Annotated in this window: 13 protein-coding genes, 2 tRNA genes and 1 other annotated feature; all 15 genes read right to left on the reverse strand. The window is 44.9% G+C overall.

Going from position 1 to position 17,752, the window contains the following annotated elements; translation table 11 throughout:
• Positions 1-3: 3 nt before the first annotated feature.
• Positions 4-3,477 (reverse strand): DUF5722 domain-containing protein, encoded by a 3,474-nt coding sequence (locus ACZMB2_RS06430; RefSeq protein ID WP_487596046.1) that lies wholly within the window; start codon positions 3,475-3,477, stop codon positions 4-6.
• Positions 3,478-3,548: 71 nt separating this feature from the next.
• Positions 3,549-5,216 (reverse strand): glutamine--tRNA ligase/YqeY domain fusion protein, encoded by a 1,668-nt coding sequence (locus ACZMB2_RS06435; protein ID WP_487596047.1) that lies wholly within the window; start codon positions 5,214-5,216, stop codon positions 3,549-3,551.
• A gap of 74 nt (positions 5,217-5,290) precedes the next feature.
• A complete protein-coding gene (locus tag ACZMB2_RS06440) occupies positions 5,291-6,484 on the reverse strand; it encodes a CDP-glycerol glycerophosphotransferase family protein (protein ID WP_487596048.1) in 1,194 nt (397 codons plus the stop codon).
• On the reverse strand, positions 6,456-7,907 hold the full coding sequence (locus ACZMB2_RS06445) for a lipopolysaccharide biosynthesis protein (RefSeq protein WP_487596049.1): 1,452 nt from the start codon (positions 7,905-7,907) through the stop codon (positions 6,456-6,458). Before ACZMB2_RS06445 ends, ACZMB2_RS06440 begins: the two co-directional genes overlap by 29 nt.
• 75 nt (positions 7,908-7,982) lie before the next feature.
• Positions 7,983-8,055: transfer RNA gene (locus ACZMB2_RS06450), tRNA-Thr, on the reverse strand.
• A gap of 39 nt (positions 8,056-8,094) precedes the next feature.
• On the reverse strand, positions 8,095-8,688 hold the full coding sequence (locus ACZMB2_RS06455; RefSeq protein WP_487596050.1) for a sigma-70 family RNA polymerase sigma factor: 594 nt from the start codon (positions 8,686-8,688) through the stop codon (positions 8,095-8,097).
• Complete coding sequence (gene rlmB / locus ACZMB2_RS06460) at positions 8,688-9,428, reverse strand: 23S rRNA (guanosine(2251)-2'-O)-methyltransferase RlmB (RefSeq protein WP_118770227.1); 741 nt, start codon at positions 9,426-9,428, stop codon at positions 8,688-8,690. The genes ACZMB2_RS06455 and rlmB overlap by 1 nt, the downstream gene beginning before the upstream one ends.
• Complete coding sequence (locus ACZMB2_RS06465) at positions 9,425-9,856, reverse strand: Mini-ribonuclease 3 (RefSeq protein ID WP_118770228.1); 432 nt, start codon at positions 9,854-9,856, stop codon at positions 9,425-9,427. Before ACZMB2_RS06465 ends, rlmB begins: the two co-directional genes overlap by 4 nt.
• Positions 9,841-11,247, reverse strand: coding sequence for a cysteine--tRNA ligase (cysS, locus tag ACZMB2_RS06470; RefSeq protein WP_487596100.1), 1,407 nt, complete (start codon positions 11,245-11,247; stop codon positions 9,841-9,843). Before cysS ends, ACZMB2_RS06465 begins: the two co-directional genes overlap by 16 nt.
• The gene (gene epsC, locus ACZMB2_RS06475) at positions 11,247-11,912 is read right to left on the reverse strand and encodes a serine O-acetyltransferase EpsC (RefSeq protein ID WP_487596101.1); all 666 of its coding nucleotides are present in this window, start codon (positions 11,910-11,912) and stop codon (positions 11,247-11,249) included. The genes cysS and epsC overlap by 1 nt, the downstream gene beginning before the upstream one ends.
• 62 nt (positions 11,913-11,974) lie before the next feature.
• Positions 11,975-12,200: a binding site (T-box leader), on the reverse strand.
• A gap of 46 nt (positions 12,201-12,246) precedes the next feature.
• Positions 12,247-13,074: a GNAT family N-acetyltransferase gene (locus ACZMB2_RS06480; protein WP_487596051.1), complete on the reverse strand. Its 828-nt coding sequence runs from the start codon at positions 13,072-13,074 to the stop codon at positions 12,247-12,249.
• Positions 13,062-13,598: a 2-C-methyl-D-erythritol 2,4-cyclodiphosphate synthase gene (gene ispF, locus ACZMB2_RS06485; protein WP_487596052.1), complete on the reverse strand. Its 537-nt coding sequence runs from the start codon at positions 13,596-13,598 to the stop codon at positions 13,062-13,064. Before ispF ends, ACZMB2_RS06480 begins: the two co-directional genes overlap by 13 nt.
• A 74-nt stretch (positions 13,599-13,672) precedes the next feature.
• Positions 13,673-13,746 (reverse strand) — tRNA-Met (locus ACZMB2_RS06490).
• Positions 13,747-13,849: 103 nt separating this feature from the next.
• Entirely contained in the window at positions 13,850-15,778 is a 1,929-nt protein-coding gene (gene thrS, locus ACZMB2_RS06495; RefSeq protein WP_487596053.1) for a threonine--tRNA ligase, read from the reverse strand.
• 312 nt (positions 15,779-16,090) lie between these two features.
• A complete protein-coding gene (locus tag ACZMB2_RS06500) occupies positions 16,091-17,743 on the reverse strand; it encodes a hypothetical protein (RefSeq protein ID WP_487596054.1) in 1,653 nt (550 codons plus the stop codon).
• Positions 17,744-17,752 lie beyond the last annotated feature (9 nt).

Genomic DNA, 17,752 nt, shown 5'->3' on the forward strand with positions numbered 1-17,752 from the left:
TTTTTAGAAATCGTTGTTATTAAATGCACTGTCATCAAAACCGGAAATCTGATTCCAATTATTCAGGCCAACGATGCTTAAATATTTATTCATATAGGTCTCTGATTCTGAAGTATCCAGATACTTATACACCTGATAGGATTCTTTTGCCACATCATTTTTTGTGCGGAGTCCCAGTTTCAGTTTTCCTTCCTCCGGGGCATCCTGATAAGCACGGATAATATAACTGTCAATCCGGCTGTTCGCCATGGCAATATAGTATCCATAGCCCAGAGCTGCCGCCTGATGCTGCTCTTGGGAAGTATTTCCCGCATTCGCGGAATAACCAAACTCACCCAGAATGACACGAATCGAACCCGAAGCTTTTCCATATTTGGATTCCAGCTGAGACAAATAATCCGTCAGCACATTGATATTTCGCATGGAAATATATTTTGTATTGCTGCTATTGGATGTACTGCTGGTATTACTCCAGAAATTCGTACTTCCCAACGGATCGGAATAGGGATGATAATTGACATTCCACTGCATATCCGGTGCCGTCTGGGCCATATAGGCTGCAAACTGATCCAAAAATGATTTTCCACTGTGTCCGGCCACGGATGCAGTCCAGCAGTGATCCAGGGAAATAAAGACTCTGGAGCTGGTTGCCGTCCGTTTTACGCCCTTATACAACAGCTGAAATGCCTTTGCATAATTTTCCACACATTGATTTAGGGACATATTGCCGGAATAGTTCCATTCCTTGCAGCTATTTACCTCATTTCCCAATGTCCAGTTACTGACACGGATTTTGTACTGGCCAAGCCACTCTCCCATATAGCGGAACAACGCCTCAAAGGTATCTTTTGCAGCTGCATCCTGCATATTTAACGCATAGTACGGTGCTGCACCTTTTTTTCTGGCTGATGGATGAATCAGATAGGACAGCTCATCCTTCCAGCTCATAAGCAGAACCAGCGTTACATTTCTCGCATGGTTTGCACCATAAGGGTTCTCTCCATTGCTTCCCCATCCATGAAGATAATAAATGGTATCTTTTAACGCGATCAAGTCGCCAAAGTAATAAGTCTTTCCTTTATAAGTATATGGAACATAACCAGATTTTGCAGTAGTACTGATCAAATCTGCCATGTCCACGTTCAACAGTACATGCTGTACTCCCAGATCCTCCGTGTATGCGGAAGTACCCTGAATTCCTTTTTTAGAGGTAATCTTGTACTGTTCATAGTACCCCATATAATAATCATGGTCCGCAGGCACTTTGTTCTGTGAGTATACCGTATCTTCCGGTACGACGACTGGTTTTTCCGGTTCTGGTTCCGGTTCCCATCCGCTGTCATAATTATTGGCAAGGATATTCTGATCGCTGGTCACACAGATATCCAACGTTTTTGTGCCTGTATAACTTCCTTTTCCGATAAGAAAAATCTGATACTCCCCTTCTGTCTTGATCCTGCTCAGCGTCTTTCCGGTCGCTTTGGAATAATATTTTATCGTATAGTCTTTTTTCAGGTTCAGCGCTGTACCGTCCATTGTCACACTGGCAGGCACCGGATTTACCTTTTTGGCATACTGCCATGCATACGGAATGGAAACTTTTGCCTTTTCCATGGATGCTTTACTCAATGTATAAGTCAGTTTTACAGAACCGGAGAAATTGCCCTTTCCTCTGACAGAAATACTATTTTTTCCTGCTTTCAGTTTTTTGGGATATTTAACTGTGTAATCAGTTCCTTCCTTACAAGTTTTTCCAGCATAGGTAACAGTGACTCCCGGATAACTGGTGGCACCATTATAAACAGTAGAACTGGTATTTAAGCTCACACTGGCATCCTTCATCTTTGGCCCAGTAATCTTAAACTTAATGATCTGCATTCCTGTATAGTTTCCCTGACCGGTCACAATAATCTGTCCGCTACCTTTTGCAATGTTATTTGCATAAGACACCTGGTAATCTTTTCCTGCTGTCAGCGTCATTTTATTATATGTCAAAGAAAAGGATGGTTTCAATTCTGCTCCCGTATAAAGGATTTTTTTCTGCAATACTTTTCCTTTGACTTTTTTTGCTACCGTCTGGGGTGCAATGGTGAAATTCATCCGCAGTACTCCGGTGTGACCACTTCCACTAACTCCACGAACCACCAGCGTTGCTGTACCTGCATTCACATTATTCTCATAGGAAATAGTATAATCCTTTCCTTCTTTCAACAATTTCCCAGTTGTTGTATCTTTTATCTTTACTTTCTGTGTCAGAGGTTTTCCTGTATAAATCTTCGCTTTCACGCCTGTCACGGATACATTCTGAAGTGTCTGTTCCTGCGGTACTTCCTGCCTTGCGGAATAAGCGGCAACTCCTGATTCTGTCGTGACTGGCTCCTGGCTTTCCGACTCTGTGATTTCCGACTGTGGTACCGGTTCCATGGCTGCAGTTTCTTCCTGCGTGGCAGTCTCATTTTCCGGTTCCAGCGGCTCCTCTTCCTCAGAAGATTCTTCTTTCTTCATGGAATCTACCAACTGCCAGATTCCCTCTTCATCACGAACTGCATTCTGGAAAATAAACTCCTCATCCTCCACGCTGACCATCAATACGCAGGGAATTTCTTCTTCCACACACTGTTTGCGATAGAGACGCGCTGCCTCTTCCTGAGAAAGTGCCTCCTGCTCCTCAGTTTCCTCCTGTTCTTCGGATTCTTCTGATTTCCCAGCCTCTTCTTCTGCCTCCGGATCTTCTTTCTCCGGCAATGTCCAGAGAGCCGAAATATTCCATTCCGTCTCCCCGTCTTCCTTCACCGTTCCTTCGGAATGAATCTTAAGGTTACAGTTGTCTTTCAGTTCTTCTACTGTCCACTCGGTCTCATCCAGCAGAAATGCATCGAAAGCTGCCTGCGCTGCTTTTTCTACTTCCTCTGCGGTGACATTTTCAAAAGTAAACTCTTCCTGATCTTCCGCTGTCAAACTCTGATACAGTTCTGCAGCCAGTTCATCTTCCAGCTGATCTCCATAATAGGTCGCATAGAAATCTGCGTTCTCTTCTGACTCGGTATCTTCCTCCTCTGCACTTTCTTCATCCAGTGCTTCTCCGATCTGCGGCTGCTCAAAGGAAAATTTTTCCTCCCATTCCGCTGCTTCTGTGAAAACCGGTTCCCAGGTATACTCTTCTGTGACGGTCTCCGGTTCTTTTTCTGTCTCCTTTTTTTCTGTCTCCTTATCCTGCACCAGAGGCACTTCTGTCTCCGCTTCGTCCTGATCCGTATCCGGTGTTATCTCCTCCTGCACCGGCTCTGCTTCTGGTTCTTCCGATACCGGCTCAGTTTCCAGCGGTGTTTCCTCCTCCGGCACTTCTTTCTCAGCCGACTCCTGCTGAAGCGGCACATTCTCTACTGTCTGAGCCGCATAGACCATACCGGAATCTGTCATTACCGCTGCTGTGGCTGTCAGCAGGGCCAGTGCTCTCATCCACATTTTTCTTTTCATCTGTTGTTACTCCTCATTTTCCTCAAAAAGGGACCACTGCACCTGTGCAGTGATCCCCCCTGTTATTCCATTTATTCTGCCTTCGGCAGTTTGAAAGAACTCTTCAGAGATACGATCCGGTTAAATACCAGTGCATCTTCCTTGGAATCTTTCGCATCTACGCAGAAGAAACCATTTCTCACGAACTGGAAGCTATCGTATGCTTTCACATCCTTCAGAGCCGGCTCCAGTTTTGCCTGTGCAACAGTCAGAGAATTCGGATTGATGTTCATAGAACCATCCTCGTTGTAAACACCCTTCTCCTCGTCAATCAGGTTCTCATAAAGACGTACTTCTGCATCCACGGCATAAGGTGCCGGAACCCAGTGAATCGTTCCTTTGACCTTTCTTCCGGTAAATCCACTTCCTGCCTTGGTCTCCGGATCATAAGTACAGTGAACAACGGTTACATTGCCATTCTCGTCCTTCTCAAAGCTTACACATTTTACAAAATATGCATGCATCAGACGGACCTCATTGCCCGGGAACAGACGGAAGTATTTCTTCGGCGGTTCCTCCATGAAATCATCTCTCTCAATATACAGCTCTCTGCAGAACGGAATCTTTCTGGAACCCAGTTCCTCGTTCTCCAGGTTATTGGCTGCATCCAGATACTCAACCTCTCCTTCCGGATAGTTGTCGATGACTAATTTGATCGGATCCAGCACTGCCATCATACGGGATCTCTTCATCTTCAGATCCTCACGGATACAGTACTCCAGCATTGCGTAGTCTACGGAACTCTGTCCCTTCGCCACACCACAAAGCTCTACGAATTTCTGGATAGACTCCGGTGTAAATCCACGACGGCGAAGAGCTGCGATGGATACCAGACGCGGATCATCCCATCCGTCTACTACGCCTTCCTCTACCAGCTTCTTAATGTAACGCTTACCGGTTACCACATTGGTCAGGTACAGCTTTGCAAACTCAATCTGACGCGGCGGCTGCGGATACTCCAGTTCTCTTACAACCCAGTCGTATAACGGTCTGTGATCCTCAAACTCCAGTGTACAGATGGAATGAGTAATTCCTTCAATGGCATCCTCAATCGGATGAGCAAAATCGTACATCGGATAAATACACCATGTATCTCCGGTGTTGTGATGGGTCATATGTGCCACTCGGTAAATAACCGGATCTCTCATATTCATATTAGAAGAAGCCATATCGATCTTTGCACGGAGTACTTTCTCTCCATCTGCAAATTTTCCGTTCTTCATATCCTCAAACAGCTGCAGGTTCTCCTCTACGCTGCGGTCACGGTAGGGACTGTTCTTACCCGGCTCAGTCAGGGTTCCACGATACTCTCTGATCTCCTCTGCAGAAAGGTCGCACACATAAGCCTTTCCTTTCTTAATGAGCTTCACAGCGGCCTCATACATCTGCTGGAAATAATTAGAAGCAAAGAACAGTCTGTCATCCCATTCTGCCCCCAGCCATTTTACATCGGCTTTGATGGCCTCTACAAACTCCGTCTTCTCCTTGGTCGGGTTCGTATCATCAAAACGCAGATTGAACTTTCCGCCATATTTTTTTGCCAGTCCGTAATTCAGCAGAATAGACTTGGCATGTCCGATGTGCAGATATCCGTTGGGTTCCGGCGGGAAACGGGTATGCACGGTATCATAAACGCCTTCTGCAAGGTCTTTATCGATCTCTGTCTCTATAAAATTCTTGGAAACGACTTCATTCTCCATCACTTATTCCTCCTCGGGTTTAAAACTGTTTTTTATCATAGCATATTGTCTCCGTACATTGCAAGATTCTTATGCTATCTATTCACTAAATCCTGCACTGTATCCTGAATAAATTTCTTATAATCCTCTTTCGAAGCGTAGAGCTGGCCCTGAAACCGCTGAATCTCTTTTTCGTACTTGTCCGTTCCCAGTACTTCCTCCAAAGCTGCTTCCAGATCCTCTGCCCGTGAAATTACCGGAAATACCTTTCTCAGTGCTGCATGCATGGATCTCTTCCATATTTTTCCTTCTGGAAAATCACTCTGAATAATTTTCTTTCCTGCCAGCACCGCCAAAGATAACATAGCAGAATAATCAATCAATACCACATCACTGGCCATCATATAAGGCAGCCAGTCCTGTTGCGGAGACCTCACCAACATGCCTCGTTCCCTGCAGACTTCCACCTTTTCTCCTAAAGGTTCGATCTGTTCGTCATAGCGCTGATATTCTCTTGGATGAATGGAAAAAATAAATTCATATCCCTTTTGTCTCAATTCTTCGCAGACGACAAACAATTCCTCACCCAATACATGAAATAGGCTCTCTTTTCCCCAGGATCCCCATACGCTGACCACAATCCGGTCCGCCGGAATTCCTAGTTGTTGTTTATATTCCTTTTGCTTTTCCGAAGCTTCTTTTAATCGCCAAGCATATCGATAACCACCAGAATGAATGGTCTTTCCAAAAACGGGATCTTTGCACATGAATTTCGCCGTCTCCTTATTCGGTTCCAGCATCATGTCAAACATGGGATTTCCATGCCTGTCAAAACTATCCGCTCCATAATCATAGGTGGTTTCTCCATTATCATAGCTGACGCCTCCAGCGCCATGCCCTATATAAACCTTCGGAATTGTTCCTTCTTTCACCCAGAATGGCAGCTCCAGATCCGCGCAGACAATCAAGTCCCACAAGCCCATATAGAGCTGCCAATTAGAAGTGACCATCGTTACCTTCTTATCCCGGAATAACGTCTGGCTCTTGTCCTGCTTTTTTCCTGCTGCATAATAGTCTCCAAAACACAGATAAAATATATACTGCGGCTGATCTTCCAGCTGTTCCATAAAATTTACCAGATGTTCTTCCATGGTCCGGCTGGAACAAAACAGCAGAATTTTCTTCTCGGTTTCTCTCTTTTTATGTGTATTTCGGAAACCAGAAACCTGTTCTCCGGTCGAATAGGCCAGATGCCTAAACTTATTTGTCAGCCATTTTCTTTTTGTCACGCAGAAGACCTCCTATCACTACATCCCGTTTGATCCAGATTACTGCCACAATCACCACTAACAATGCCCAGCGAAGGATGGTAAAGGAATATAAAACCGGGGCTCCAATAGACATTCCCAGGATGATCAAACCGATAATTCCCAGTTTCTTCATATCGTAAACAGATTCTCCCGTTACTTTCTTTACTGCCACATAGCTCCACACTACCTGCAGGAGATAAGAAGCCAGCGTGGTATAGCCTGCTGCAAAATAACCGCACAACGGAATAAATATAAGATTCAGGATAAAATTCATCACAGCTGCAGCAACACCTGCACCCATGACATATTTGGGCTTTTTCTCATAATAAATAATATTGGAGAAAATGCTGAAAATGGACATATAGAAGACACCGCCTACAATTACCGGAATGATGTACATGCCCTCTCCATAGCTGGACGGAGCTAAGAATCGGATAATTTCCGGCGAAAGTAACATAATTAACAGGCAGACACCTCCATATCCGGCAATAATTGGCACTACCAACCGAGAAAGAGTATCCCTTCTTCCGTCATCACACCGCTGATAGATCGTAGGAACCAACGTTGCATTGATGGAATTCCACACAATGTTTACTACCGCTGACATCGTATAAGCAATTCCATAAATTCCAGCTTTATCTTCTCCCCAGAAATATCCAATCATCAACCGGTCACTGCTGCTCAACACATAACTGGAAAGAAAGTAAGGAATTAATGGTAAATTATAAAGCACTGCATATTTCCAGTAAGAAAGTTTCGGTCTTCCGCCTCCCCGGTATACTTCCAGCAAATAGCATCCAGCGCTCAAGGTCAGTGTCATAACCTGTGCTCCGATAATTCTCGCCACCACCTTATTTCCCGGAAACAGGAATATTCCTGCCATGGAAATGGTCGGTGAAAATACCATGACCAGAATCATAAACAGACAGAGCAATTTATATTTATACGCAAATCTCTGATCAGTTTTCCAAAATTCAAAAGCCGGTTCCAAAAGGAATGTAAAGAACATAAAGAAAATCAAAATGTTCGGAATGTTCAGGAAATGAAGCACATACGTATTTACCGTCCATACCACACCAAATACAATCAAAGTAATCAGATTTGCCAGTGTCAACAAGGAGAACGTAAAATTCTTCTTATCTTCCTTAAATTCCAGAATACCTCTGCAATACACATTATTATAAAGACCAAACATGGCAAAAATACCAATGACATCTGCCCAGGAAGAATAAATCGTAATGACCCCGTACTCCTCCGTCGTTAATAAACGGGTAAAAATAGGTGCCGTCAGGAAAGAAATCCCCTTTTGCATGAAATTGACAACCATAAATGCCATGGATGCCCGTACTTGCACCGACATGCCCCGATAAATATTTAATCCTTTTTCAATCCATTTTTTCATATAGGTAGTTTTCCCCTCATGAATATTTTTCAATATATGAAAAAAACCGGAAATTCAAGTGAATTTCCGGTTCAAAGCTGCTGACGGGAATCGGACCCGTGACCTCCGCACTACCAATGCGACGCTCTACCGACTGAGCCACAGCAGCTTGTTTTGTGTCGCTTGCGCTCGCGACTTGATTATAATATCACAGGGTCTCCCGAGTGTCAACACTTTTTTCAACTTTTTTTAACTTTTTTTTCAAACGTTGAATCGCGTTATCGACAGACTTCTCAGGGCGCCCGATTTGCTCTGCAATCTGACCGTAGCTCATGCCCTCCAGATAAAGAGCCAGTACCTTTTTTTCCAGGCTGCTCAAGTGACGGGCAATCATATCTTCCCGTTTTCCCTCCTTCTCCTGAAGAAGAAGCATGGTCTCCGGACTATCCTCCAAAGGCATCTGTGATTCTTCGTCCAACGAGACATATGCATTCAAGGGTTCATGCTTCTTCCGGGCAGATGCCTGAACTGCCGTATACATCTGCCGGTTAATGCATAAGAGGGCAAACCCATAAAACGATCCTTCTCCCTGCCGATAGGTGCTGATGGCCCGGAACAGGCCAATCATCCCTTCCTGAATCAGATCTTCATTCTCACCGCCCATCAGATACATGGTACGAGCCTGCTTCTTCACCAGCGGCTTATATTTTTCCAGAAGATACTCTGTCACGCCTGTCTCACCGGAGCGGATTCTGGCAATCAGTTCTTCGTCTGTCTGCTCCTGATAGGGTGCTTTCACCATCAGTTCATCCTCTGTCTTACGATCTCATAGGCCAGTACACCTGCTGCCACAGAAGCGTTCAGGGAATCGATATCCCCCTTCATGGGAATTGATGCCACATAGTCGCACTTCTCTTTTACCAGACGTCCTACACCCTCTCCTTCATTTCCAATGACCAGCCCGATAGGTCCTGTCAGATTCAGGTCATACATAGTCGTTCCACCCATATCCGCGCAGACGAACCACAGTCCTTCTTTCTTCAATTCCTCCATGGTAGCACCCAGATTTGTCACCTTGGCAACCGGAGTGTAATTAAGAGCGCCTGCAGACGTCTTCGCTACGGTTGCCGTCAGTCCCACTGCATGACGCTTGGGAATGATAACGCCATGAGCACCTGCCAGGTTAGCAGTACGGATAATCGCTCCCAGATTATGGGGATCCTCAATGTTATCCAGAAGGAAAATAAAAGGCGGCTCGCCCTTTTCCCGTGCAAGATTTAAAATATCCTCCACCTCTGCATACTCATAGGCTGCAGCAGATGCAATGACACCCTGATGCTTTCCGGTCTTTGACATCTGATCCAGACGTTCTTTTGCCACAAAGCTTACAATTACATCATGTTTTCTGGCTTCTCTTAAAATACTGTTTACCGGGCCATCCTGACAATTTTTCAGCACAAAGAGCTTGTCGATGGTCTTGCCTGAGCGGAAAGCTTCCATGACCGCATTTCGGCCCTCGATGGTCAGTTCTTCATATCTCATGGGGTTCCTCCTGTACGTTCCATACCGATTTTAATTAGATCAATCATGCGCTTCATCTGATCCGTCAGATACAGATATCCCATCAGCGCCTCAAAACCCGTCGCATGGCGGTAATCATGCATGGTCGCATGTTTTGCCATGCTGACCGTCTTTGCATTTCTGCCGCGTTTAAAATAGGAAAGCTCCTCCTCCGTCAGTTCCGGAAGAAATGCTTCTGCCATGGCAGCCTGTGCAGATGCCTTGACATAAGTACTCGCCTTTTTATGAAGTGTATTCGCCTGTCGGTTTCCCTGATCCACCAAAATCGTACGGATCACCAGTTCATAGACTGCATCTCCTATATAGGCGAGCACCACCGGTGAATAGGTGCGGATATCCACCGGCTGCAGATCAAACTGCTCTTTTAAATATTTTATGCTCTCTTCCATTTTACTCCTTCACGGGTGTCTTCCAGAACGATGCCCTTCTCAAGAAGCTCATTACGGATCTCATCTGCCCGTGCAAAGTTCTTAGCCTTTCTGGCTGCCTGACGTTCCTCGATGAGCTGCTCAATATCAGCATCCAGAAGTTCCTCTTTCTTTTCTGTAATAATACCAAGAATATCGCACAAGCTCTGGATTTTCCCTCTCAACGCATCTGCAAATGCCTTGCTGGAACCTTCTGCCACATTGGTATTTGCAAATTTGACCAGATCAAAAACAGCTGCAATAGCGTCTGCGGTATTGAAATCATCATCCATGGCATGATCAAAATTCTCCTGGAATTTCTTTGCCTCGTCAGCTTTCAGGACTTCCTCTTCGGTCATCTCCTGCAGTGATGCATGCTCTGCCACATATTTCAGGTTTTCAACAGCGGTCAGGATTCTTTCCAGTGCGTTCTTGGAAGATTCCATCAGGTCAGCGCTGAAGTTCAGCGGACTTCTGTAATGTGCATTCAGCATGAAGAAACGCAGTACCTGCAGATCGTATTTCTCACCGATCTCACGGACGGTAAAGAAATTTCCAAGGGATTTTGACATTTTGCGGTTGTCAATGTTCAGGAATGCATTGTGCATCCAGTATCTGGAGAAGCATTTTCCAGAGCATGCCTCACTCTGGGCAATCTCGTTCTCATGATGAGGGAAGATCAGATCCTCTCCGCCACCATGAATATCGATCTGCTCCCCCAGATATTTCTTGGACATGACAGAGCACTCAATATGCCATCCCGGACGGCCCTCGCCCCATGGAGACTGCCATGCCGGCTCGCCCTCTTTCTTCGGTTTCCAGAGAACGAAATCCAGCGGATCTTCCTTCTCATCCTCACCGGATACCAGAAGAGAACGATTTCCTCCCTGCAGATCATCAAGATTCTTATGGGAAAGCTTTCCGTACTCTGCAAATTTACGGGTACGATAGTAAACGGTTCCATTTTTCTCGTAAGCATACCCCTTCTCAATCAGCTCTGAGATCATCTCAATCATACCGCCGATCTCCTGAGTTGCCAACGGATGGGTGGTGGCCGGTTTGATGTTCATGCCTTCCATGTCTTTTTTGCACTCTGCAATATAACGCTGGGAAATCTCTTCTGCCGGAACGCCTTCCTCAATGGCTTTCTTAATGATCTTATCATCCACATCCGTGAAGTTGGATACGAAATTCACCTCATATCCTTTGTGCTCCAGATAACGGCGAACCGTATCGAACACGATCATCGGGCGTGCATTTCCGATATGGATAAAGTTGTAAACAGTTGGGCCGCACACATACATGCGAACCTTTCCTTCCTCTAACGGCACAAAGTCTTCTTTCTTCTTGGATAAGGTATTATAAATGCGAATCACTGTACATTTCCTCCTTTGATTTCTTTTTTCAGTATTTCCAATTCTTCGCGTAATTTGTTATTTTCTTCACGCAATTCTGAAATTGCATCCAGTACCGGGTCCGGAAGATCCACCTGATCCAGATCCGTTCTCGGGATTCTCACATTGTCTTTCTTTACGATGCGCCCAGGAACACCGACCACCGTACAGTTGGGCGGCACCGGCTGCAGTACCACACTTCCGGCTCCTACTTTGGAATTCTCGCCAATGGTAAATGATCCTAAGATCTTGGCACCGGCACTGACCATAACGTTGTCTTCCAGCGTCGGATGGCGCTTTCCATGTTCTTTTCCCGTACCACCAAGGGTCACACCCTGATACAGAGTTACATTATCGCCCAGAATTGCGGTCTCACCGATGACCACGCCGGTTCCATGGTCAATGAAAAGTCCCTTTCCGATAGTTGCACCCGGGTGAATCTCGATCCCGGTCTTTCTGGCGGTCCGCTGTGAAATCCATCTGGCCCAGAAATAATGTTTTCTCTGATACAGCTTATGTGCGAATCGATATTTCAGGATCGCATGAAAAGTCGGATACAGAAATACTTCCATATTCGACTTGATTGCCGGATCCCGTTCCCGAATCACCGCAATCTCCTCTTTAACATAACTGATGACTCCCATAATTGCTCTACTTCCTCTTTTTTCCTTCATTCTTAGTGATACAAAAAAACCTCCGTCTCCAACATAGAGACGAAGGTATCCGTGGTTCCACTCTATTGAAAAAGGCAGCTCACCTTTTCCACTCCATACACGTAACGTGTGTCTGACGTACAGGAATACTGATATACACTTCCTCCTGTCTGCTCCCGGATGCACTTTCCTCTTCAGCAGCCTGGAATTGCTTTCAGCCGGTGGCAATTCCTCTCTGATGGCTCTGGCCAGATTACTCTATCCGTTCCACGCATTTTGCTTAATTCTTTCTATAGAATATGAAATTTAGCGGATTTTGTCAAGCTTAAACCGACTCCGAAAGACAAATCTTCATTCCTTCAAATAAAAATGATGTCAATTCCCCAATGGTCAATTCCAGATCAATGTGCTCCGGTGCTTCTTCCATCCGTTCTACCACACTTTCTTCCGGTGCTGTAGTCCAACAGAAATATCCGTTGTTCTTCTCCACAATCGGATCCTTAATCTTCAGATACAGCACTTTCTCTTCCCGGCTTCCGATAAGACGCAGCATAGAAGTGACATCTGTAACACGCGCCATAAACGGCGGGATATGATCCGGCATGGCTTCGCCCGTTTCTGCAATTCTCTCTGCCTGCAGATTTTCCATATAGCGGGCGTTCCGTTTGCAGAACATCTGGTAACGGCCTGCCAGATAGCGATTCTGTGCCTCTGCGCTCATCCTCGCTACTCTCATAGGAAGTTCCGTATATGGACAGATCCATACAAAATCAAACGGTGCATAGATGCTTTCACTGGCGGGCATCAGGAACGTAAAGGGCATCCCCTGATCTGCCATATCATTCAATGCCTTTTCCAACAGCTTTCTCATACAGCCCTGATGGCGAAATGCCTTCTCCGTCGCCACGGCCACAATATAATCCGCCAGAAATTCATATCCGTTCATAATCATGGTATAAGGATTCCGATGCAGCATGGACACGATCTGTCCATCCTGTTCCAATACCAGAATCTGGTTATCTCTCGTCTTATACTGATAATAAAAATCTACGAACCGTTCTGTATCTTCCGGAAACGCTGCCTGATACAGCGCTCTTGTCCATCCCCGTTCTTCCGCTGATAAATATTTCGGCTCTGCTGTTATCTCATGCATCCGCCGCAGCCTCCACAGCCTGCCACTGCCCGGTCGTCATCAATATAAGAAGTAATCGGCATCAACGCACAGATAGCCTGGGAAGAAATGCCTTCTCCGGTTCCGGTAAATCCAAGTCCTTCTTCCGTCGTTGCCTTGATGTTCACCTGATTTTTCTCTAATTTCAGCACTCTGGCCACATTTTCCACCATCTGAGGAATATGCGGTGCCATCTTCGGGCGCTGTGCGATAATCGTCGCATCAATATTGATGATCTGATAATTTTCCTCTTCCAGAAGTTTTCCCACATGCTCCAGAAGCTTCATACTGGAAGCACCTTCATATGCCGGATCCGTGTCTGGAAAATGTTTTCCAATATCTCCCATGGCCGCTGCTCCCAGAAGCGCGTCCATAATCGCATGCAGCAATACATCCGCATCTGAATGTCCCAATAATCCTTTTTCATAAGGAATCTTCACTCCTCCCAGAATCAGATCCCTGTTCTCTGTCAGACGGTGTACATCATAACCCATTCCTACTCGCATATGCAGCCTCCTTTTTCACGATCGATGATTTGAAGATAAAAAAACAGCTTCCTAATTACTTAGGAAGCTTAAAGTAGCGAGAGGGGGATTCGAACCCTCGACACCACGGGTATGAACCGTGTGCTCTAGCCAACTGAGCTATCTCGCCATATATCGTCTGTTTTCAACCGACTTCGTTATCATAGCAAATGCGAAGTCGGTTGTCAACAGTTTTTTTATTTTACATGGCACATTTTCCAGAAAAAAGGATTCTATTCTTCTGTCTCTACTTTTCTGTTCACTTTATTCTGAATCTCTTCCTGAATTGCAGCGATAAATTCGCCGAGGTCTTTCTGACCCTCATCTCCAAGGAAACGGCTTCTGACGGATACTTTTCCTTCTGCCTCTTCCTTCTCACCTACAACAAGCATGTACGGAATTCTGGCTTTTCTTGCCTCGCGGATCTTGTAACCGATTTTCTCAGATCTGGTATCTACATCAACACGGATGCCTGCTTCATCAAGCTGTGCTTCCACTTTCTTTGCGTAATCCATATATTTGTCAGAAATCGGAAGAACACGAACCTGTACCGGTGCCAGCCAGGTCGGGAATGCACCTGCAAAATGCTCAATCAGGATACCAATAAAACGTTCGATAGAGCCGAATACAACTCGGTGAATCATGATCGGACGATGTTTCTCACCGTCTGCTCCGATGTACTCCAGTTCAAAACGCTGCGGCAGCTGGAAGTCAAGCTGGATCGTACCGCACTGCCAGGTTCTTCCGATGCAGTCTACCAGATGGAAGTCAATCTTCGGTCCGTAGAATGCGCCGTCTCCCTCGTTTACTACATACGGAAGACCGATCTCATCAAGGGCACTTCTTAAGCCCTCGGTTGCCATCTCCCAGTCTTCGTCGCTTCCCATGGAATCTTCCGGTCTGGTGGACAGCTCTACATGATACTCAAATCCGAACAGAGAGTAAACTTCGTTGATCAGTGCTACAACACCCTTGATCTCATCTTTGATCTGATCCGGAGTCATGAAGATATGTGCATCATCCTGAGTGAAGCAGCGAACTCTCATCAGTCCGTGCAGCTGACCGGATTTCTCATGACGATGTACCAGTCCCAGCTCACCTACACGCAGCGGCAGGTCTCTGTAAGAACGCGGCTCGGATGCATATACCAGAACACCACCCGGGCAGTTCATTGGTTTGATTGCATAATCTTCATCATCGATTACAGTGGTGTACATATTGTTTTTGTAATGATCCCAGTGTCCGGAAGTCTCCCACAGTTTTCTGTTCAGGATAATCGGAGTGGATACCTCTACATAACCTGCTTTTTTGTGAATCTCTCTCCAGTAGTCAAGCAGTGTATTTTTCAGAGTCATTCCCTTCGGAAGGAAGAAGGGGAATCCCGGTCCTGCCTCATGCATCATGAACAGTCCCAGCTCTTTTCCAAGCTTTCTGTGGTCACGTTTCTTTGCTTCTTCCATCATGGTGATGTAAGCTTCCAGCTCCTCTTTCTTAGCAAAAGCAGTTGCATAGAGACGGGTCAGCATCTTGTTGTGCTCGTCGCCTCTCCAGTAAGCGCCTGCAAGGCTCATGATCTTGAATGCTTTGCCAACGCCCTTAGTACTCATAAGATGCGGTCCTGCACACAAGTCTGTAAACTCGCCCTGACTGTAGAAGCTGATCTCTGCATCCTCCGGCAGATCCTCAATAAGCTCTACTTTGTACGGCTCGCCTTTTTCTTTCATAAACTCGATGGCTTCTGCCCGCGGCTTGGTGAAGCGCTCGATCTTCAGATCCTCTTTGATAATCTTCTTCATCTCTGCTTCAATCTTATCAAAATCATCGCTGGTCAGGGGAGTCTCAAACTCCATATCATAGTAGAATCCATCTGCGATAGACGGTCCAATTGCCAGTTTTGTGCTCGGATACAAACGTTTTACTGCCTGTGCCATCACATGGCTTGCGGTATGTCTCAGTGCAGCAAGTCCTGCCTCGTCTTTTGCAGTCAAGATGTTTACCTCTGCATCGTTTTCTACGACTGTACGAAGATCTACAACTTCTCCATTTACCTCACCTGCACAGGCTACACGTGCAAGACCATCGCTTAAATCTTTTGCAATGTCAATAACTGCCATCGGCTGTGCATACTCTTTGACTGATCCGTCTTTTAATGTCACTTTCATCTTTTCATGCTCCTTTATTTTTTGTAATACAACAAAAATCCCTGAACAGTCACTTAACTGTTCAGGGACGATAGACTAACTCTTACCGCGGTTCCACCCATCTTGTGTAATCACCACTCATTAGGACGATAACGGTGTCGGCCGGGCTTTATTGGAGCCGCTCCAGGGTGGTCTTCCACTGACTTCTTCATAAGATACTCACACCTTTTGTACCTCTCTCTGGATGTCTCTGTCAGCTTACTCTTCCTGTCTTTGCTTTTTGTATTAACTGGCTTTCATTATAACATTCTATTAATTGTTGTCAAGAGCAATTTAGCCCTGTTTTTCAGATACAATTTTATAAACCGGATACCCTTTATACGTATCTACCTGAACTGCCTTTGCATTTTCATCATAATATGTGTGGATGTAGTTTATCGTCACATCTATTTCATCGTCAATCAGGCGGACTTTCTCATTATTGATGCTGTCTTTGTATAGATTTACCACATCGTAGCATGCCAGCTTTTGTTTCCATAATACCGTATCTGTTTCCCATCCACCAAAATAGGTAAAATGTCCGGAAATTCCTTCCGGCATCAAATCCAATGGTCCATAACCATTTGAGTAATCTAATGTTTTACTTTTTGTAATATAGAGATGCCCTGAATCAGCTTTCAGATCTTCTAGCACGCTTCTTCCATCAATTCCCGCTTGAGCTGCATTCATTCTCCAGTTGTCATACCATTGATACTGGCTGAAAATCAACACCACTGCACAAAGAATCATTCCTGTCTGCTTTTCAAACCATTGCCTGTTTCCATCCATTGTCCAGAAAATAACCAGCAGCACAGCTAGCCACAATGATACATCTACATGATTCAGATTATATCTTCCTTGCCAGTACAGATAAAAATACAATCCCATGAATAAGACAATTTCATAGATCCATGTCCCGTATTTTTCTAGGCTCTTTCTTCTTTCAAATAAGCATAAAAGAATTACCAACAATACACCATAAAATACCGGCGTCTGAAAATACCGTTTTGGAAACTTTTCCAGAAAGCTTTCTATCACTTCTCCATTTAACTTCTTTGCAGAAGTCAGGCTGACCAGCTTTTTCATTGTTTCTATATTAAACAAATCAGGATCACCAAAATTCCAGTGATTCCATAATTTATAGGCATCTTCTGTAATTCCTAACTGTTCATATTCCTCTTCATAGTCTTCGTATTCCGGAAAATCATAGTCCAGAAGTTCTGTTCGAAGCTCATTATATTCTGTATACTGTTTCCACTGCGGATCACTCTGATAAACGAACGTATCAAACCCTTTCAGTCCAAAAGAAAGCAATAGCATAACCAGAACCCCAAATAACGGTCTTCGTACTCGCTTAAAAACATCTTTCTTTCTGCCTTTTAACATCTGACAGATTCCCAGTCCGGACATCAAAGCAACGCATGCAATAAACTGCTCAAAACGGTACATGCTTCCGATACAGCTCAAAGCAATTCCCGAAATCAGGAGTTTTTTTGATCTGATTTCTTCCGTACTTGCATAAAAAATCAGCAAAATTCCCGCAATGGTCAGAACGCCTGCCGTCTTCGTATACTGCATCTTAATATAACATTCATATCCAAAAAAACATAACACCAGTATTGATAACGTTATTCCCAGTTCTTTGGGCAACCGTTTCATGATCACATATACAATCGTGGAAAATGCCAGCCACAAAAAAACAAATTGAATCAGTCCATACCACGGAACACACTTCGTCAGGGAATACAACAGCACATATAATTTTCCCAGTAGGTAATTCTGATACACAACATGTGCATCCTGTATGTTCCAGGCTCCTGATACCATCTCCACAATCGTCAGATCATCATTTGTTTCAAAAACCGGGCGCATTATGACTACCAAAAAAATAAGAAATACCGCATTGATTCCCAGTATCCACTCCCTCTGTGTTCTTTTCTCTTTCATTTTACCTTC

This window comes from Hominiventricola sp. (genome assembly GCF_057604405.1).